At 71.2% G+C, this 19335-nt stretch carries 15 protein-coding genes; 8 read left to right on the top strand and 7 right to left on the bottom strand.

All coding sequences use genetic code 11. From position 1 onward, the window contains the following. Positions 1 to 26 precede the first annotated feature (26 nt). The 4 genes from ACFYY2_RS18565 to ACFYY2_RS18550 are packed head-to-tail and all read right to left on the bottom strand — an operon-like array spanning position 27 to position 4480. Positions 27 to 677 carry an ATP/GTP-binding protein gene (locus tag ACFYY2_RS18565; RefSeq protein WP_388743833.1) on the bottom strand — a complete coding sequence of 217 codons (651 nt, stop codon included), beginning with the start codon at positions 675 to 677 and terminating at the stop codon, positions 27 to 29. Continuing rightward, the gene (locus ACFYY2_RS18560; RefSeq protein WP_145803226.1) at positions 658 to 1071 is read right to left on the bottom strand and encodes a DUF742 domain-containing protein; all 414 of its coding nucleotides are present in this window, start codon (positions 1069 to 1071) and stop codon (positions 658 to 660) included. The genes ACFYY2_RS18565 and ACFYY2_RS18560 overlap by 20 nt, the downstream gene beginning before the upstream one ends. After that, on the bottom strand, positions 1068 to 1547 hold the full coding sequence (locus ACFYY2_RS18555; RefSeq protein WP_388743830.1) for a roadblock/LC7 domain-containing protein: 480 nt from the start codon (positions 1545 to 1547) through the stop codon (positions 1068 to 1070). The genes ACFYY2_RS18560 and ACFYY2_RS18555 overlap by 4 nt, the downstream gene beginning before the upstream one ends. Further along, a complete protein-coding gene (locus ACFYY2_RS18550) occupies positions 1544 to 4480 on the bottom strand; it encodes a nitrate- and nitrite sensing domain-containing protein (protein WP_388743828.1) in 2937 nt (978 codons plus the stop codon). The genes ACFYY2_RS18555 and ACFYY2_RS18550 overlap by 4 nt, the downstream gene beginning before the upstream one ends. Positions 4481 to 4851: 371 nt before the next feature. Between ACFYY2_RS18550 and ACFYY2_RS18545 the strand changes: the two genes are divergently transcribed. Then, the gene (locus ACFYY2_RS18545) at positions 4852 to 5637 is read left to right on the top strand and encodes a hypothetical protein (protein WP_388743825.1); all 786 of its coding nucleotides are present in this window, start codon (positions 4852 to 4854) and stop codon (positions 5635 to 5637) included. A gap of 51 nt (positions 5638 to 5688) precedes the next feature. Here the strand turns inward: ACFYY2_RS18545 and ACFYY2_RS18540 are convergent, their stop codons facing one another. After that, positions 5689 to 6171 carry a MarR family winged helix-turn-helix transcriptional regulator gene (locus ACFYY2_RS18540; protein ID WP_388743823.1) on the bottom strand — a complete coding sequence of 161 codons (483 nt, stop codon included), beginning with the start codon at positions 6169 to 6171 and terminating at the stop codon, positions 5689 to 5691. 457 nt (positions 6172 to 6628) lie between these two features. Between ACFYY2_RS18540 and ACFYY2_RS18535 the strand changes: the two genes are divergently transcribed. Further along, positions 6629 to 7309 (top strand): polysaccharide deacetylase family protein, encoded by a 681-nt coding sequence (locus ACFYY2_RS18535; RefSeq protein ID WP_388744334.1) that lies wholly within the window; start codon positions 6629 to 6631, stop codon positions 7307 to 7309. Between the two features lie 92 nt (positions 7310 to 7401). Here ACFYY2_RS18535 and lon read toward each other — a convergent pair whose 3' ends face one another. After that, positions 7402 to 9831, bottom strand: a complete 2430-nt coding sequence (lon, locus tag ACFYY2_RS18530; protein ID WP_388743820.1) for an endopeptidase La — start codon at positions 9829 to 9831, stop codon at positions 7402 to 7404. Between the two features lie 382 nt (positions 9832 to 10213). Here lon and ACFYY2_RS18525 point away from each other — a divergent pair, with 382 nt between their 5' ends. From ACFYY2_RS18525 to ACFYY2_RS18505, 5 genes are all read left to right on the top strand, one after another. Further along, positions 10214 to 10897, top strand: a complete 684-nt coding sequence (locus tag ACFYY2_RS18525) for a spermidine synthase (RefSeq protein WP_388743817.1) — start codon at positions 10214 to 10216, stop codon at positions 10895 to 10897. A 231-nt stretch (positions 10898 to 11128) separates the two neighbouring features. Continuing rightward, positions 11129 to 11866: a response regulator transcription factor gene (locus tag ACFYY2_RS18520; RefSeq protein WP_056794186.1), complete on the top strand. Its 738-nt coding sequence runs from the start codon at positions 11129 to 11131 to the stop codon at positions 11864 to 11866. Then, positions 11863 to 12939 carry an ATP-binding protein gene (locus tag ACFYY2_RS18515; protein ID WP_388743814.1) on the top strand — a complete coding sequence of 359 codons (1077 nt, stop codon included), beginning with the start codon at positions 11863 to 11865 and terminating at the stop codon, positions 12937 to 12939. Before ACFYY2_RS18520 ends, ACFYY2_RS18515 begins: the two co-directional genes overlap by 4 nt. A 246-nt stretch (positions 12940 to 13185) precedes the next feature. Continuing rightward, complete coding sequence (locus ACFYY2_RS18510; RefSeq protein ID WP_388743812.1) at positions 13186 to 17007, top strand: multifunctional oxoglutarate decarboxylase/oxoglutarate dehydrogenase thiamine pyrophosphate-binding subunit/dihydrolipoyllysine-residue succinyltransferase subunit; 3822 nt, start codon at positions 13186 to 13188, stop codon at positions 17005 to 17007. Positions 17008 to 17096: 89 nt separating this feature from the next. After that, complete coding sequence (locus ACFYY2_RS18505) at positions 17097 to 17276, top strand: DUF6104 family protein (RefSeq protein WP_014048295.1); 180 nt, start codon at positions 17097 to 17099, stop codon at positions 17274 to 17276. A 168-nt stretch (positions 17277 to 17444) separates the two neighbouring features. Here ACFYY2_RS18505 and ACFYY2_RS18500 read toward each other — a convergent pair whose 3' ends face one another. Next, positions 17445 to 18308, bottom strand: a complete 864-nt coding sequence (locus ACFYY2_RS18500; RefSeq protein ID WP_388743809.1) for a hypothetical protein — start codon at positions 18306 to 18308, stop codon at positions 17445 to 17447. A 169-nt stretch (positions 18309 to 18477) separates the two neighbouring features. On the opposite strand from ACFYY2_RS18500, the gene ACFYY2_RS18495 reads away from it, so the two are divergent. Further along, the gene (locus ACFYY2_RS18495; protein WP_388743806.1) at positions 18478 to 19335 is read left to right on the top strand and encodes a DUF4097 domain-containing protein; all 858 of its coding nucleotides are present in this window, start codon (positions 18478 to 18480) and stop codon (positions 19333 to 19335) included.

Raw genomic sequence — 19335 nt, 5'->3', positions numbered from 1 at the left:
GTTACGTGTGCTGGGTGCGTTGACGGTTACTCGGGAGTGACGTCGAGTGCGTGGCCCACCAGGGCGAGCAGGGACTCGACCACCGTGATCCTGTTACGCGCATCCATGATCACAACAGGTACGTGCTGCGGAATGGACAGGGCTTCCCGGACGTCCGCCTCCTCGAACCCCTCCGTTCCCTCGAAGTGGTTGACGGCGACGATGTACGGAAGACCGCAGCTCTCGAAGTAGTCCAGCGCGGGGAAGCAGTCGGCGAGGCGCCGGGTGTCGGCCAGGACGACCGCACCGATCGCGCCGCGCACGAGGTCGTCCCACATGAACCAGAAACGCTGCTGACCGGGCGTGCCGAAGACGTACAGGACGAGGTCGTCGTCGAGGGTGAGACGGCCGAAGTCCATCGCGACGGTCGTGGTGACCTTGTCGGGCGTGGCCGTGAGGTCGTCGGTCTCCTCGCTGGCCTGTGTCATCAGCGCTTCGGTCTGCAGCGGGGTTATCTCGGAGAGAGAGGTGACGAAGGTCGTCTTGCCCACGCCGAAGCCGCCCGCGACCACGATCTTGGTGGCGATCGGCGCACGCGTGTGGTCGAGCTGCCAGTCCTGCGGGGACTCCTCGGACTGCTCGCGCGGGCCCGGCTGACGGGGGGTGAAGAGCGGCGCCTCAGAGACGGCGGAGTCCATTGAGAACCCTTTCGAGCAGTGCGCGGTCGGGCTGACCGGCGCCGTGACCGGTCCCGTACACGCGGATCTTTCCCTGGTCGGCCAGGTCGCTGAGCAGCACCCGGACCACACCGAGCGGCATCTTCAGCAGGGCCGAGATCTCCGCGACCGTACGCATGCGGCGGCAGAGTTCGACGATGGCGCGCAGCTCGGGCATGACCCGCGAGGCGAGATTGCCGTTGGTCAGCTCCCGTCGTTCCTCGGGCGCCTCCAGCGCGGCGACGAACGTCTCGACGAGCAGCACGTGGCCGAATCTGGTGCGGCCACCGGTCAGGGAGTACGGGCGGACCCGCGCGGCCTTGCGGTCGGCACCCCTGACGGGCAGTTTCCGCACGGGTTCAGCAGCTGACGTCACTGGGCGCTCTCCATCGATTTGCGCAGCTCACTGCGGAGTTCGGGGGTGAGTACGTGTCCGGCGCGGCCGACGAAGAGCGCCATGTGGTAGGCGACGACGCTCATGTCGCAGTCGGGGTTGGCGTGCACACCGAGCAGGGAGCCGTCGCTGATCGACATGACGAAGACGCTTCCCTCGTCCATCGCGACCATCGTCTGCTTGACGCCGCCGCCGTCCATCAGTTTCGCGGCGCCGATCGTGAGCGACCCGATGCCCGAGACGATGGTGGCGAGGTCGGCGCTGGATCCCTTGGGCCCGCGGTTTCCTCCGGCCGCCTTGGCGGCCGCGAGTCCGGGGTCCGAGGAGAGCAGCATCAGCCCGTCGGACGAGACGACGGTGACCGAGTGGACCCCTGGCACCTCCTCCACGAGATTGCTCAGCAACCAGTGAAGGTTACGGGCCTCGGAACTCAGCCCGAATGTGCTGGGTGCAGTCAACTGCGTGCCTCCTCGACTGTGTCCCCCGTCTCATCGATGCGGCCGTCGGTCCGGCCGGTCAGCTCCTTGTGGTCGGTCTCCTGCTGCGGGTCGTCCTCGGCGATCTCGCTCTCCACGTCGCGCCGGCCGTCCTTCGCCCCCTGGTGGAATCCGCCGAGCCGGCGGCGCAGGGCCTCCTTGTCCATGCCTCCCGGACGCGCTACGGGCGCGGCCGGTGCGGGCGCCGCGATCCTGGGTGTGCGCTTGGGCAGGCCCTTGTCGGTGAGACGCTCGGGAGAGGGTGCCGGGTCGGGCACCTCCTCCCCCAGTCCGGACAGCGGCTGCCGGGGGCCGGGAACGGCGTCCTCGGCGGGAGCCGGGGAGGCGTCCGCGGCGCCCGGAGCGACGTCGGCGCTGCGCTCGTGGCGGTCGGGCCCTATGGCGTACGGACCAGGCGCGTCCTTCTGCACCGGGAGCCGGACCTGCATCGTGGTCTCGGCCTCGGACTCCTCGCGCGGCGGGACCTCCTGAGCCGCCTCGGGCGCGGACCCGCTGCCTGTCACCGGCGCGGCACCGTCGGCCGGCCGGTCCGGTGCCGGCGCCTCGGCGGCGGACGCCTCGGGAGCGGGACCGGCCGGGGCGGGACCGGCCGGGGCGGACGCCTCGGGAGCCGGCTCGGCGGAGGCCGGCTCGGTGACCGTCGTGCGCAGGGTCTCCTCGGCAGCGGCGATCAGCGGGTCGCTGTCCGGAGGGGTGGAACGGGCGGGCAGTGCGTTCGAGTTGGCCTCGGCGACCGAGCCGGGAAGGTTCAGCGTGGGCGCGTCGCCCGGCAGTTGGACCGGCGGCGGGGCCGCGGTCGGCGGGGCCTTGGGCAGCAGGGCCTGCGGAAGCACCACGACCGCTGTCACCCCGCTCCCCTTCTGCTCGCGCAACTCGACCCGTACACCGTGGCGGGCGGCCAGCAGCGACGTCACCTGAAGCCCCAGACCCGCACCGTCCGCGGCCTGTTCACCGGCCTCGAAGGACGCCGGGTCCGCCAGCCTCGCATTGAGTTCGCCCATCCGGACCGTCGACATGCCGATGCCCTCGTCCTGGACCGAGAGCATCACCTCCCCGGTCTCCAGCAGCCAGCCGGAGAGCTCCACATGGGAGTCGGGCGGCGAGAAGGACGTCGCGTTCTCCAGGAGTTCGGCGACCAGGTGGCTCAGGTCGTCCGCGGCGAAGCCGGCGATCTGGGCGTGCGGCGGCAGGGACTGGATGGTGACCCGCTCGTACCGCTCGATCTCGCTGACGGCGGCGCGCAGCACGTCGACGAGCGGGATCGGGTTCACATGGCCCTGGCCGTGGTCGGCTCCCGCGAGGACCAGCATGTTCTCGCTGTGCCGGCGCATCACGGTCGCCATGTGGTCCAGCTTGAAGAGCGTGGCGAGGCGCTCCGGGTCCTGCTCCCGCTCCTCCATGCCCTCGATCACGCCGAGCTGGCGCTCGACCAGGCCGAGGGTGCGCAGCGAGAGGTTGACGAAGGTGTGGTGGACGGTGTTCCGCAGCCGCTCCAGCTGGGCGCTCAGTTCCACGATCTGCGCCTGGAGTTCGGAGCGCTGGACGGTGAGGGCCTCCCGGCCCGCGACGAGCTTCCCGCGCTCGGCCTGGAGGCTCTCCAGCCGTCCGGTGACGTCGTGGTGCAGCCCGTGCAGCCTGCCGTGCAGGGCGTTGATGGACCGTACGACCTGGGCGAACTCGTCGTTGCGCCCGGTGTAGCGGACGGGCTCGGCGGTCTCGGGCTCGGCGGCGATGCGGCCGGCGCCGATGCGCAGGACGGCCAGGGGCTGGGTGAGGGTGCGGGCGACGGCGGTGGAGACGCCCACGGCGATGAGCAGGCAGCCGCCGAGCAGGGCCAGGCGGAGTTCGAGCGCGGTGACGTCGTCGTCGCGCAGCGCTTCCAGGCGCTCGACCTGGGCGGTTCCCAGGGCGGACTCGACGCTGCGCATGCGGTCGATCCGGCCGGAGAGCGCCGCCTCGACCTTCTCGGGGTCGGCCGACCGGTCCGTGCCCGACAGCTCGGGGCTGTCGGTGAGCCGGGTGAGGTACTTCTCCGCGCTGGTGACCTGGGGGCCGGTGACCGTGGAGGCGAGCCGGTCCCTGGCGGAGGGGCCGGCGGCCTGGTCGAAGTCGGCGAGGGCCGCGAGTTCGCGCACCCGGGCCTGCTGGGCGGCGGCGCTCAGTTCGTCGCGTGTGCGGTCGTCCTCGCCGCCGCTCTCGTCCTGGGTCTGGACGGGCAGGCCGGTGAAGGGGTCGATCTGCGGCTGCTGCGGCTCCGTGCCGGGCACCGCGAGTGCGGCCAGCAGGAGCCCCCGGGTGGCGGAGGCCTGCTCGACGGCCGTGCCCAGAGCGAGCGGGGCCCTGGTGGCGTCGGCGGCGCGCGGCGGGGTCTTCTCGGCGAGTTCGTCCGCGAGGTCGTGGAGCTTGGCCACGACCTCGGAGTACGCCTGATAGGCCTCCGCCGCAGAGCCCTTGCCCGTCAGGGCGGTGCGGCGCAGCGAGGGGATGTCGGAGAGCTCGCGGCGCAGGGCGGCCGGAGCGGCCTCGCGGATCTCGTCGACCTGCTGGTCGACACGGGCCGCGAGGCTCGCCGTGTCGTCCTTCCCGTCCTCGTCGCGCCCTCCCGCGATGTGGGCGACGACGCCGTCACGCTCGTCCGCGAGGGAGTGCGCGAGGGTGATGGCCTGCTGGTTCAGCGCGGCGAGCGTGACCAGCCGTTGGGACTCGTTGAGGTCGGAGGAGGCGCTCAGGGCCGCCGGGGCGCCCGCCGCGATGACCGTGATCCCCACGACGGCAACACCGGCGACGAGCCGGTTGCGTACTCGTACGGTCCGCTTGGAGGCACTCGCCGCCTGGGGCGGGGCCCCGGACTCCTCGCGCGTGCCGTCCTTGCTCCGAGGCCGCTTCTTCTGCACCGGTGCTCGCAATCTTGACTCGTCCGCCCTTGAAGCAGAGGTGACGCACGGTCACATGTGATGAACACCCACCCTGGCGTGCGCCGTACGGCTTCCGACCATTCCAGCGCTTCTGAAGAGGGGGCCGCGCATCAACCGCTCCGCCACTCGAACGAGTGAACATCACTCTGGAGTTGGCGAACAAGTCTCCCCACGGACGACCCCCGCCATGCACGGGCCGCCGGGTGGAACTTCCGGCCCGGCTTTGGCAGGATGCCCGCCCGCATATGCGCAAGGCATCCCGGCCGGTCGGTGTGACCCCCTTGACCTGCCCGTACGGCCCAACAGCACGATCGTGCAGGGTGCGTGAAGGCGTCGTGCAGACTGGCCGGATGCGCATCGACCTCGCCACCGGACCAGGCAGTCCCGAACGCCCCAACGAGGACTGGGTGTCGGTCGCGGCCCCTGCCGCCGGCCTGGGCGGCACCCTCGTCCTGCTGGACGGAGTCACGCCTCCACCGCAGGACGACGGCTGTGTGCACTCGGTTCCCTGGTTCACGGCGCGGCTCGGCGGGGCACTGGTCGAACTGTCCGCTTCGCGGCGGGATCTGACGCTTACCGAGATTCTCACCCTGTCCATTCGCCGCACCGCCGACGTTCACCGTTCCGGGTGTGACCTTTCTCACCCGCGCACGCCCCAGGCGACCGTGGTCGTGGCGCGCTGGGACGACCGGCGCGTGGAGCACCTGGTGCTCTCCGACTCGGTCCTGCTCGTCGAGGCGCCCGACGGCTCCGTGCGCCCCGTGCTCGACGACCGCCTCGACCGGCTTCCGCCCGGCTCACTCGCCTCGGAGGAGATCGCGGACGCCCGCGTACGGAACAAGGAGGGCGGCTTCTTCACCGCCGCCGCGGACCCGGGGGTGGCGTCACGCGCGGTGACCGGGGAGAGCCCCCGGGCCGAGGTGCGCGCACTGGCGGCGATGACCGACGGGGCGAGCCGGTGGGCGGAGACGTTCCGGGAAGGCGACTGGACCGCCACGCTGGGACAGCTGCGCAAGGACGGACCGCAGGGCCTGATCGACCGGGTCCGGGAGCTGGAGCGGGCCGACACCGAGCGCGTGTACCTGCGCCGGGGGAAGCGGCACGACGACGCGACGGCGGTTCTCGTGGAGCTGTAGCCGCCGCCGGCCCCGGGCGGCTCGCGCCCGCCGGGGATGACGGGCCGGCCCTCAGCTCCCGGTGCGCTCGTTGAAGTGGTGCAGCAGCCTGGCCAGTTCCGCGACCTCGGCCCGGTCCCAGCCCGCGAGATTGCGGGCGTACCGTCCGCGCCGTGCGTCGCGGACCGTGCGGAAGCGCGCGAGACCCTCGTCGGTGAGGTGGACGAGCGAGGCGCGGCCGTCCGCCGGATCGGTCTCCCGCGCCACCAGCCCGAGGACCTCCAGGGCCCGCAGCTGACGGCTCATGGTCGCCTTGCCGACACCGAAGTACGCCGCCAGGTCGGTGGCCCGCTGCCGCCCGGTCGACTCCAGCCGTACGAGCAGTCCGTACGCGGCGGATTCCAGGTCCGGATGGACCTCGCGCGCCATCTCCCCGGAACTGGCGCGCGCACGGCGCAGGAAGACCGCCAACTCGCGCTCCAGCGCCAGGAACTCGTGGTCCACACCGCTTCCGGCGCTCGCACCGGGCCCGTCGCCGCTTCCGCTGCCGTGCACGTCCGCACTCCTCACACGCTTTCCCGCGAATGAATCCTCGACTCCGGCCGTCACCGCAGCGTGGCCAGTATTTCGCAGGTGCGGCCCTCCGCCGTCGACCGGACTCCTCCCGGAGCGCTCGGCCGGCCTCCTCCCGGTGGGGAAGACGGCGGCCGCCGCTCCGCCGAGACCCCGGCCCGGGTGCGGCCGGCCGCTCCGCACCCGGGCCGCGGCCTCGGTGACGTCCCCCGGGACCGGGGCCGCTCGGCCCGCACCCCCCACTATGCACTCCACGTATACGCTCTACGTATAGTCACTCCGTGCCGCACCGCCGGCGTGCTGCCGAGCCCCTGGGGAGGGACCTGTCGTGTCTGTCGTGCCTGTCGTGCCTGTTGTGTCCACAAGGACGAAGCCGCTCGGGGCGGGGTTGGCCGCCGCTCTTGTGACCGTGCTCACCCTCGCGCTCGGCGGGTGCTCGATGCAGACGACGGCGCCGGCGTCGGCGCGCGCCGGTGCCGCGTCGGACGCCAAGGGTTCCTTCGGCCGGACGGACTGCCGCAAGGCCAAGTGCATCGCGCTGACCTTCGACGCCGGACCGTCCGAGGACACCCCGCACCTCCTGGACGTGCTCAAGGAGGAGAAGGTGCCTGCCACCTTCTTCCTGCTGGGCAGGGACCACGTCCTGAAGCACCCGGACACCGTGCGGCGCATCGGGGCGGAGGGACACGAGGTCGCCAACCACACCTGGTCGCACCGGATCCTGACCGGGAAGAAGCCAGGTGAGATACGGGCCGAGCTGGAGAGGACCCAGGACGCGATCGAGAAGATCACGGGAAAGAAGCCCCGGCTGATGCGTCCGCCGCAGGGCCGCACCGACGACGAGGTCTCGAAGGTCTGCGAGGAACTCGGACTCTCGCAGATCCTCTGGAGCGCGACGGCCAAGGACTACTCCACGACCGACTCGGCGCTGATCAGGAAACGGATACTCGACCAGGCCGGCAAGGACGGGATCATCCTGTTGCACGACATCTACAAGGGAACGGTCCCCGCGGTTCCCGGCATCATCCACACCCTGAAGCAGCGGGGCTACACCTTCGTGACCGTGCCCCAGCTGATGGCTCCGGCCGAGCCGGAACCCGGCACGGTGTACCGCCCCTGACCCCTCCGCACGCGGAACGGCCCGCCCTCCGGGGAGAGCGGGCCGTCCGTACCGGCCGTGCGCGCGGTGCCACGCCCGTCACGACATGGCACCTACGCCGCGGCCGGGACCCTTGTCCTCGCCCTGGCCGTGGCCGGGACGAGCGCGATCTCGAGGACCTGACGGACGTCGGTCACCGGGTGGACCTCCAGGGTGTCGAGGACCTCGGCCGGGACGTCGTCCAGATCCGCCTCGTTCCTCTTGGGGATCACCACGGTGGTGATCCCTGCCCGGTGGGCCGCCAGCAGCTTCTGCTTCAGCCCGCCGATCGGCAGCACCCGTCCGGTCAGCGACACCTCGCCGGTCATCGCCACGTCGGTCCGGACGAGCCGCCCCGACAGCAGGGACGCCAGCGCGGTCGTCATGGTGATACCGGCACTCGGCCCGTCCTTGGGGACCGCGCCCGCCGGGAAGTGGATGTGCGCCCCCCGGTCCTTGAGGTCCGCGACCGGGAGTTCGAGTTCCGCGCCGTGCGAGCGGAGGAAGCTCAGCGCGATCTGTGCGGACTCCTTCATCACGTCGCCCAGCTGGCCCGTCAGGGTCAGTCCGGACGCCCCGGTCTCCGGGTCGGCCAGTGACGCCTCGACGAAGAGCACGTCCCCTCCCGCCCCGGTGACGGCGAGCCCGGTCGCCACACCCGGGACCGCGGTACGGCGCTCGGCGGGGTCCTGGGCGGACTCCGGCACGTGGTGCGGCCGGCCGATCAGGCCCCGCAGGTCCTGCTCGGACACCGTGAACGGCAGTTCCCGGTCCCCCAGCTCGTGCTGGGCGGCCACCTTGCGGAGCAGCCGGGCTACGGCGCGCTCCAGGTTCCGCACCCCGGCCTCCCGGGTGTACTCACCCGCGAGCTTGCGCAGGGCGGACTCGTCGAGCGCGACCTCGCCCGTCTCCAGGCCCGCCCGCTCCAGCTGGCGCGGGAGGAGGTGGTCGCGTGCGATGACGACCTTCTCGTCCTCGGTGTAGCCGTCCAGCCTGACCAGCTCCATGCGGTCAAGCAGAGCCTCGGGGATGGCTTCGAGGACGTTGGCCGTCGCCAGGAAGACCACGTCGCTCAGGTCGAGTTCGACCTCCAGGTAGTGGTCGCGGAACGTGTGGTTCTGCGCCGGGTCGAGCACTTCGAGCAGGGCGGCCGCCGGGTCGCCCCGGAAGTCCGAGCCGACCTTGTCGATCTCGTCGAGCAGGACGACCGGGTTCATCGACCCGGCCTCCTTGATCGCCCGGACGATGCGCCCCGGCAGCGCGCCGACGTACGTACGCCGGTGACCGCGGATCTCCGCCTCGTCCCGGACACCGCCGAGCGCGACCCGGACGAACTTGCGTCCCATGGCGTGCGCGACGCTCTCGCCCAGGGACGTCTTGCCGACTCCGGGCGGGCCGACGAGCGCCAGCACCGCACCGCCCCGGCGGCCTCCGACCACACCCAGCCCGCGGTCGGCACGCCGCTTGCGCACCGCGAGGTACTCGGTGATGCGTTCCTTCACGTCCTGCAGGCCCGCGTGTTCGGCGTCCAGGACCTCCTGGGCGCCCTTGATGTCGTAGGCGTCCTCGGTCCGCTCGGTCCACGGGAGTTCGAGGACCGTGTCCAGCCAGGTCCGGATCCAGGAGCCCTCGGGGCTCTGGTCGGACGCGCGCTCCAGCTTCTCGACCTCCTTGAGGGCGGCCTCGCGGACGTTGTCCGGCAGATCGGCTGACTCGACGCGGGCACGGTAGTCGTCGGACTCGTCGGCACCGGACTCCCCGTTGAGCTCGGAAAGCTCCTTGCGCACCGCGTCGAGCTGGCGCCGCAGCAGGAACTCTCGCTGCTGCTTGTCGACGCCCTCCTGGACGTCCTTGGCGATGGATTCGGCGACATCCTGCTCGGCCAGGTGCTCACCGAGCCACTGGATGGCGAGCTTCAGACGGGCGACCGGGTCCGCGGTCTCCAGCATCCGGACCTTCTGGCCGATGGTGAGGAAGGGCGAGTAGCCGGAGTTGTCGGCGAGCGCGGAGATGTCCTCGATCTGCTCCACCCGGTCCACGACCTGCCAGGCACCGCGCTTCTTCAGCCAGCTGGTGGCGAGGGCCTTGTACTCCTTGGCCAGCTCCGCGACGGATCCGGGCAGGGGGTCGGGCGCGGACACGTCGATCCGGGTGCCCTCCACCCACAGTGCGTTGCCGGGCCCGCTCGTGCCGGCGCCGATCCGCACGCGGTGACGGGCCCTGATGATCGCCCCCGGGTCCCCGTCGGCAAGACGGCCGACCTGCTCGACCGTGCCGAGGACACCGATCCCGGTGTAGCTGCCGTCGACACGCGGCACGAGCAGCACCTGGGGCTTGCCGCTGCCGGCCCGGGCGACGGCCTGCGCGGCCTCCACCGCGGCGCGCACCTCCGCGTCCGACAGGTCGAGCGGCACCACCATGCCGGGCAGTACGACCTCGTCGTCGAGCGGCAGCACGGGCAGGTCGACCGGCGCGAACGTCTCGGCCTTGGACTCAGCAGTCATGATCTTCCCTTCGGCAGCCAAGTTGAGCTATGTGCACTCAATGCTTGTGAGCCCAGGAATGTTCCCCACACTCTGTTCGCTGTGGGCGATCACCACTCGGCCTGCGTGCGACCTGGGGAGATCCGGTGAAGGCCCGACGCGGCCGACGGCGCACGGGCGGGACCCGCACGCCCTTGGGCGCGACACCTTCTTCCACAGCAGCACCACCCGGGCCGCCGCCATTCCCCGCATCTCCCGGCAGCGCTCCGACACGCCCCACGGCCCCGGGCCCGGCTCCCACCCCGAACGGGGCGGGAGCCGGGAAACCGGTGGTCCGGAGCCGACGCGGCGGGGAGAATCGACGGCCCGAACAGCCACCCGCCCGAGACCGGAGAACGCACACATGTCCGCCACAGACACCCCCCGCCCCGTCGTGCTCGACCGCCGGGACGGACCGTTCGGTGAAGTCGTCCTGCGCGGGCGCGGCGAGGACTTCGAGATCATCGCGAACGGCTGCTTCCTGATGGACACCTCGGACGGACGCTCCGAGCGCCTGCTCGTCGACGCCGCGCTCGCCGCCCTGCCCGCCGACCGGCCCTCCCCGTCGGTCCTGATCGGCGGGCTCGGCGTCGGCTTCTCCCTGGCGCGGGCCGCGGCCGAGCCCCGCTGGGGCAGGATCGCGGTCGTCGAGCGGGAACAGGCGGTCGTGGACTGGCACCTGGACGGCCCTCTCGGCCGGATCTCCGGTGCGGCCCTCGCCGACCCGCGGACGGAGATCCTGCGCACGGACCTGGTCGCGCACCTCCGCACGGCCACGGAGCGTTACGACGCCCTGTGTCTGGACATCGACAACGGCCCCGACTGGACCGTCACCGAGGACAACGGGAACCTCTATTCTCCGGCCGGTCTGACGGCCTGCCGGGCGCGCCTGACCCCCGGCGGAGTGCTCGCCGTGTGGTCGGCGCAGCCGTCCGCGGAGTTCGGGCCGGCTCTACGGAATGCCGGATTCCACGCCGTAACGACCGAAGAAGTAGCCGTTGCCCGAGGTGTGCCGGACGTGGTCCATCTCGCACTCCGGGACGACTGAACCCCCACCCGGTATGCACGGCCCCGCCCTGCCGGGGGCCGCACGCGGTGCGGCCGGTGATCCACACCCTTTCCGTGGGTAACACCTTCACGACGGACAACACCCTGCGTAGCCGGAAGGCCTCCCGTGCCTTTACGCTCTGACCGGCACAAGGGATCACCGACGACATCCACAAGCGATAACCGTGCCTCCGGGGGAATGGCCTCCGCGAGAACGGGCAGGGGCGGGGCGATGGAACAGACACACACCACCCACAACGGCGTCGCGGCCACCCCCGGGGCTCAGCGCCGGGTGCTGGTGGTCGAGGACGACCCGACGATCGTCGACGCCATCTCCGCCCGTCTGCGGGCCGAGGGCTTCCTGGTGCAGACCGCACTGGACGGCCCCGCGGCAGTGGACGCGGCCGAGGCGTGGCAGCCCGACCTGATGGTGCTCGACATCATGCTTCCCGGTTTCGACGGCCTGGAGGTCTGCCGCCGCGTGCAGGCCCAGCGCCCCGTGCCGGTGCTGATGCTGACAGCGCGCGACGACGAGACCGACATGCTGGTCGGACTCGGGGTCGGCGCCGACGACTACATGACCAAGCCGTTCTCCATGCGTGAGCTGGCGGCGCGGGTCCACGTCCTGCTGCGCCGGGTCGAGCGGGCGGCACTGGCCGCCGTGACCCCCCGCAGCGGCATCCTGCGACTCGGTGAGCTGGAGATCGACCACGCACAGCGCCGCGTCCGGGTGCGCGCCGACGACGTCCACCTCACCCCGACCGAGTTCGACCTGCTGGTCTGCCTGGCCAACACCCCCCGTGCGGTGCTGTCCCGGGAGCAGCTGCTGGCCGAGGTCTGGGACTGGGCGGACGCCTCCGGGACGCGCACGGTCGACAGCCACATCAAGGCTCTGCGCCGGAAGATCGGCGCCGAGCGCATCCGCACCGTCCACGGTGTCGGTTACGCCCTGGAGACCCCCGCGCCATGACCCGGCCCGGCTCCGGACTGCGGCCCTTCTCGATCAAGGCGAAGCTGGGCGCGCTGGTCGTGATCTCGGTGTTCATCACGACCGGGCTGCTGATCGTCGCGCTGCGGACCCGGACCGAGTTCCGGTTCATCACGGTCTTCTCCGTGATCGCCACCCTGCTGATCACGCAGTTCGTGGCCCACGGCCTGACCGCTCCGCTGGACGAGATGCGCTCCGTCGCCCGGTCGATCTCCCACGGCGACTACACGACGCGGGTGAGCGGCGCCGGGCGGCGGGACGAGCTGGGCGACCTGGCCCAGACGATCAACCGCATGGCGGAGGACCTGGAGGCGGAGGACCGGCACCGCAAGGAGCTGGTGGCGAACGTCTCCCACGAGCTGCGCACGCCCATCGCCGCGCTCAGAGCCGTGCTGGAGAACGTGGTGGACGGGGTGTCCGCCGCAGACCCGGAGACGATGCGCACGGCGCTGAAGCAGACCGAGCGCCTGGGCAGGCTGGTGGAGACCCTCCTCGACCTGTCCCGGCTCGACAACGGCGTGGTCGAGATCAAGGCACGCCGTTTCGAGGTCTGGCCGTATCTCTCCGGCGTACTCAAGGAGGCGAACCTCGCCGCCTCGCAGCGCCGGCTCTCCTCCGGCTCGGGCAACCACTCCCGTACGGACGTCCACCTCCACCTGGACGTCTCACCGCCCGAGCTCACGGCCCACGCGGACGCGGAACGGCTGCATCAGGTGGTGGCCAACCTCATCGACAACGCCGTCAAGCACAGCCCGCCGCACGGCAGGGTCACGGTGCTCGCGCGGCGCGGTGCGCACCCCGAGTCGCTGGAGCTGGAAGTCATCGACGAGGGGCCCGGCATCCCCGAGGCGGAGCGCCACCGGGTCTTCGAGCGCTTCAACCGCGGCCAGGCGCCGTCCCCGCACGGGCCGGGCAGCGACGGCGGCACAGGGCTGGGGCTGGCGATCGCGCGCTGGGCCGTGGACCTGCACGGCGGGAGGATCGGTGTGGCCGAATCAGCGCGCGGTTGCCGGATTAGAGTCACTCTCCCGGGTAACACGCAACCCCGTAGTTGACTCGGCGTTCGAAGCGGAGGAGCACGTTCTCCCCACGCCCGGAAAAGAGATACGGTCCAAGGGGCCACAGCGCTGGCCCGCGTAGCGGAACTCTGCTTGTTTCCCGCCATTTCATGCGCCGAAACCCGGCTTCCGATGTGATGTGCACGACGAAGACCGGCCCGGCCTGCACGTAACGGCTGGGGAGGCGTAGCCTTGATTTCCGCTGTCCATCACCTTGTGAAGCGGAAGAGGGCGGTTGCCGCCGTGTCGTCTCAGTCCCCCAGTAACTCGAGCATCTCGACCGATCAAGAAGCGGGCTCCGGGTCCAACCCGGCCGCCGCCTTCGGCCCCAATGAGTGGCTCGTCGACGAGATCTACCAGCAGTACCTCCAGGACCCCAGTTCGGTCGACCGCGCCTGGTGGGACTTCTTCGCCGACTACAAGCCGGGCGCGTCCGGCACGGCGGACAAGCCCGTCCCCGCACCCGCGGGAGCGGTGACACCGCCGCCGGCGACCACCGTGGCGAACACCGTCGACCACAGCGCTCCGGCACCGGCCGCGCCGCAGGCTCCGGCCGCAGCCGCCGCCCCGGCTCCGCCCGCCGCGGCTCCCGCGGCCGAGGCGGCGGCCCCCGCGCCGGCTCCCGCCGCTCCCGCGAAGGCAGCCCCGGCAGCCGCTCCGGCCCCGGCGAAGAGCGATGCCCCGGCCGAGGCCCCCGCCGGCCCGGAGTACGTGACGCTGCGCGGCCCGTCGGCCGCCGTCGCGAAGAACATGAACGCCTCCCTGGAACTGCCGACGGCCACGTCCGTCCGCGCCGTCCCGGTGAAGCTGCTCTTCGACAACCGCATCGTCATCAACAACCACCTGAAGCGCGCCCGCGGCGGGAAGATCTCCTTCACGCACCTCATCGGGTACGCGATGGTGCAGGCTCTCAAGGCCATGCCGTCGATGAACTACTCCTTCGCGGTCAAGGACGGCAAGCCGACCCTGGTCAAGCCGGAGCACGTCAACCTCGGCCTCGCCATCGACCTGGTGAAGCCGAACGGCGACCGCCAGCTCGTCGTCGCGGCCATCAAGAAGGCCGAGACCCTCAACTTCTTCGAGTTCTGGCAGGCCTACGAGGACATCGTCCGCCGTGCCCGCGTCGGCAAGCTCGGCATGGACGACTTCTCCGGAGTCACCGCCTCGCTGACCAACCCCGGCGGCATCGGCACCGTCCACTCCGTCCCCCGCCTGATGCCCGGACAGGGCCTCATCATGGGCGTCGGCGCGATGGACTACCCCGCGGAGTTCCAGGGCACGTCGCAGGACACCCTGAACAAGCTGGGCATCTCCAAGGTCATGACGCTGACCTCGACGTACGACCACCGGGTCATCCAGGGTGCGGCGTCCGGCGAGTTCCTGCGCGTCCTGTCCCAGCTGCTGCTCGGCGAGAACGAGTTCTACGACGAGATCTTCAAGGCGCTGCGCATCCCCTACGAGCCGGTCCGCTGGCTCAGGGACATCGACGCCTCGCACGACGACGACGTCACCAAGGCCGCGCGGGTCTTCGAGCTGATCCACTCCTACCGGGTCCGCGGCCACGTCATGGCCGACACCGACCCGCTGGAGTACCGCCAGCGCAAGCACCCCGACCTGGACATCACCGAGCACGGCCTCACCCTGTGGGACCTGGAGCGCGACTTCGCGGTCGGCGGTTTCGCCGGCAAGACGATGATGAAGCTCCGCGACATCCTCGGCGTCCTGCGTGAGTCGTACTGCCGCACCACCGGCATCGAGTTCATGCACATCCAGGAGCCGAAGGAGCGCAAGTGGCTCCAGGACCGGGTGGAGCGTCCGCGCCCCGCTCCGGAGCGCGAGGAGCAGCTGCGGATCCTGCGCCGCCTCAACGCCGCCGAGGCGTTCGAGACGTTCCTGCAGACCAAGTACGTCGGCCAGAAGCGGTTCTCGCTGGAGGGCGGCGAGTCCGTCATCCCGCTGCTCGACGCGGTCATCGACTCCGCCGCCGAGGCCCGCCTCGACGAGGTCGTCATCGGCATGGCCCACCGCGGCCGCCTGAACGTCCTGGCGAACATCGTGGGCAAGTCGTACGCCCAGATCTTCCGGGAGTTCGAGGGCAACCTCGACCCGCGGTCGATGCACGGCTCCGGCGACGTCAAGTACCACCTGGGCGCCGAGGGCACCTTCACCGGTCTGGACGGCGAGCAGATCAAGGTCTCGCTGGCCGCCAACCCCTCGCACCTGGAGGCGGTCGACCCCGTCCTCGAGGGCATCGCGCGCGCCAAGCAGGACATCATCAACAAGGGCGGCACGGACTTCACCGTCCTGCCCGTCGCGCTCCACGGCGACGCGGCCTTCGCGGGCCAGGGCGTCGTCGCCGAGACGCTCAACATGTCGCAGCTGCGCGGCTACCGCACCGGCGGCACCGTGCACGTGGTGATCAACAACCAGGTCGGCTTCACCGCCGCCCCGGAGTCCTCGCGCTCCTCGATGTACGCCACGGACGTGGCGCGCATGATCGAGGCGCCGATCATCCACGTCAACGGCGACGACCCGGAGGCCGTGGTCCGCGTCGCGCGGCTCGCCTTCGAGTACCGGCAGACGTTCAACAAGGACGTCGTGATCGACCTCATCTGCTACCGCCGCCGCGGTCACAACGAGGGCGACAACCCGGAGTTCACCAACCCGCAGATGTACACCCTGATCGACAAGAAGCGCTCGGTGCGCAAGCTCTACACCGAGTCCCTCATCGGTCGCGGCGACATCACGCTGGAAGAGGCCGAGCAGGCGCTCCAGGACTTCCAGGGCCAGCTGGAGAAGGTCTTCGCGGAGGTCCGCGAGGCCACCTCGGCACCGTCCCAGCCGCATGTCCCGGACGTCCAGGCCGAGTTCCCCGTCGCAGTGAACACCGCGATCTCCTCGGAGGTCGTGAAGCTGATCGCCGAGTCCCAGGTCAACATCCCCGACGAGATCACCGTCCACCCCCGCCTGATGCCGCAGATGCAGCGTCGCGCGGCCTCGGTGGAGAACGGCACGATCGACTGGGGCATGGGCGAGACCCTGGCCATCGGTTCGCTGCTGATGGAGGGCACCCCGGTCCGGCTCGCCGGCCAGGACACCCGCCGCGGCACGTTCGGCCAGCGTCACGCCGTCCTCGTCGACCAGAAGACCGGCGAGGACTACACCCCGCTGCTCTACCTGGCCGACGACCAGGCCCGCTACAACGTCTACGACTCGCTCCTCAGCGAGTACGCGGCGATGGGCTTCGAGTACGGCTACTCGCTGGCCCGCCCGGAGTCGCTGGTCATCTGGGAGGCGCAGTTCGGTGACTTCGTCAACGGCGCCCAGACCGTCGTCGACGAGTTCATCTCCTCGGCCGAGCAGAAGTGGGGCCAGACGTCCGGCGTCACCCTGCTCCTCCCGCACGGTTACGAGGGTCAGGGCCCGGACCACTCGTCCGCCCGCCCGGAGCGTTTCCTGCAGATGTGCGCGCAGGACAACATGACGGTCGCGATGCCGACGCTCCCGTCGAACTACTTCCACCTCCTGCGGTGGCAGGTGCACAACCCGCACCACAAGCCGCTGATCGTCTTCACGCCGAAGTCGATGCTGCGTCTCAAGGCCGCGGCCTCGAAGGCGGAGGAGTTCACCACCGGCGGCTTCCGCCCGGTCATCGGTGACGAGTCGGTCAACGCCGAGGCGGTCCGCAAGGTCGTCTTCTGCGCGGGCAAGCTCTACTACGACCTGGACGCCGAGCGCGAGAAGCGCGGTGACACGGAGACGGCGATCATCCGTCTGGAGCGCCTGTACCCGCTGCCGGGTGCGGAGATCCAGGCCGAGATCGCCAAGTACCCGAACGCCGAGAAGTACCTCTGGGCCCAGGAGGAGCCGGCGAACCAGGGTGCGTGGCCGTTCATCGCGCTCAACCTGATCGACCACCTGGACCTGGCCGTGGGCGCCGACGTGCCGCACGGTGAGCGCCTGCGCCGCATCTCGCGCCCGCACGGCTCGTCCCCGGCGGTCGGTTCGGCCAAGCGTCACCAGGCCGAGCAGACACAGCTGGTCGCCGAGGTCTTCGAGGCCTGATCAGCCGCTGTACGCCACCGAGGGCCCGGCCCCGCGAGATCTTCGCGGGGCCGGGCCCTCCGGTTTCCGGGCCTCGTTATTCTTGTCCCATGTACTTCACTGACCGTGGCATCGAGGAACTGGAGAAGCGGCGCGGCGAGGAGGAGGTCACCTTCGAGTGGCTCGCCGAGCAGCTTCGTACGTTCGTCGACCTCAACCCCGACTTCGAGGTCCCCGTCGAGCGGCTCGCGACCTGGCTCGCGCGCCTGGACGACGACGAGGACGAGTAGTCACGGGCCCGGCGAACGCCTCCGGTCGTCGGAGGCGGGTCCGGGCACGGCGGGCTCGCGCGGCCGCCACGGCCGGACCGTGACGGGGTCACGGCACGCGCACGGGGTCACGGCACACGCGCGGCCTCACCGGCCGGACCGTGAAGTGGGCACGGCACACGCGCGGCCTCACCGGCCGGAGCTCCAGGCACCTCCGGCCCTCCCCCTGATGCGGTCGTACGCGAAGCCCAGCAGCCCCTGCACCAGCAGCAACAGGCCCGTCGCGACCCAGCCCCCGCTGCGCCGGCGCGCACCCCACACGGTGAGCGGCAGCCCGGTGGCCACCTGCGCCGCGGCGATCGCGCGGGCCCTCGGTCCGAGCACCCAGGGTCCGAGGCTCCCGCTCTCCACGGTGTCCAGTTCCACGCGAACGGCGTCCCGCCAGCCCGCCCACTCGATCTGCTCCGCCCGCGGCAGGATTCCGGCGACCGAGCGCAGCCGGTCGGCGGATTCACCGGGTGCGAGGCCGGGCGGCAGCTCCACCCCGGTCCGGCTCAGCACCGTCAGCAGCCCGAGCAGCCGGGTGTCGGCGTCGGCCTCCGGGTCCGCGCGGGTGAGCCCCTCCAGCGCCTGGACGTCGAGGACGGGGTCGAGGCCCAGCCGGGCGGCGAACGTCCGCATGGCCTCGTCCTCGCCGACGGGGGTGCCGTCGGCCAGCCAGGTGTAGCCGACCGGGCGCCGGAAACCGGCGGCGAGGGTGTATCCGGACCGGTCGCCGTCCCACCACAGGGCGAGCACCGGCCAGGTGGAGCCCACGGCCAGGGCGGTGGCCCAGCCGCCGACGACCCGGTCGACGGGCTCGGCTCCGGCTCCGGCTCCTGCGGTGCCCGGCGCCGTTTCTCTGCGCCAGGGCTTCCCCTCGGGCACGAGCACGCTCCAGCCGTCCCCCGCGGGCACGAGCGTCATGCCCTCCTGGAGGAGGTGGGCCACGGGCCGTACGGTCTGGGCGCCGGCCCGGCACAGCAGCAGGGCGCCCACGGATGTCGTGGTCATGCTCCACACGCTAGGGCAATTCGCCCCGTTATGAACGACTCGCGAGGTTCCGTGACGTCACGTCTCCTCCCCTTGCCGCCATTCCCTTGACTTCTCGGAACCGCGATATATCGTGTTCTTGAGAAGACGCGATATGTTGCGTCACGCCACCCAGCGGGAGGTCAGATCCATGCCCGAGTCGACGTGGACCGTCGCCGAGCCTCAGAAGCTCACCTTCGACGAACCGGTCACCGCACTCAAGGTGCGCATCGTCGACGGCGTGATCAATGTCGTCGGCACCGACGAGCCGACAGCCCGGCTGGAGGTGTCCGGGATCGACGGGCCGCCCCTGATCGTCACCCAGCGGGACGGCGTCCTGACCGTCGCCTACGAGGACCTGCCGTGGCAGGGCATCCTCACCTGGCTCGACCGCAGGTCCTCGCGGCGCAGCGCCGCCGTCTCCCTCGCCGTCCCGGCGGGCGCGGCGGTGGAGGTCGGCGTGATCGGCGCCGATGCGGTCGTCTCGGGCATCCGGGGGCGCACGGAGCTCCGGGGCATCTCCGGCGACAGCACCCTGGTCGGGCTCGACGGGGTCGTCCGCGCCGAGACCGTCTCCGGCGGCCTGGAGGCGCAGAACGTCACCGGGGACCTCCGGTTCCAGTCCGTGTCCGGCGATCTGACGGTCGTCGACGGCGCGGGCACCTCGGTGAAGGCGGAGTCCGTCACGGGCCACATGGTGCTCGACCTGGACACCTCACCGAAGCCGACGGACATCAGGCTGACCTCGGTCTCCGGCGAAATCGCCATCCGCCTGCCGCACCCGGCGGACGCGCAGGTCGAGGCGAACACGGCGAGTGGCGCCGTCTCCAACGCGTTCGAGGACCTGCGGGTCGGAGGCCAGTGGGGAGCGAAGAAGATCACCGGCACACTCGGTGCGGGCACGGGCAAGCTGAGGGCGACGACCGTCTCGGGTTCCATCGCGCTGCTGCGCCGCCCACCCGCGCAGGACGACGCACACGACAGCGAGCCGACCGGAAAGGTGCTCTGA

The sequence above is a fragment of the Streptomyces sp. NPDC001822 genome (assembly GCF_042892135.1).
Lineage (GTDB): Bacteria > Actinomycetota > Actinomycetes > Streptomycetales > Streptomycetaceae > Streptomyces.
This window is presented reverse-complemented; position numbering and strand designations above follow the sequence as displayed.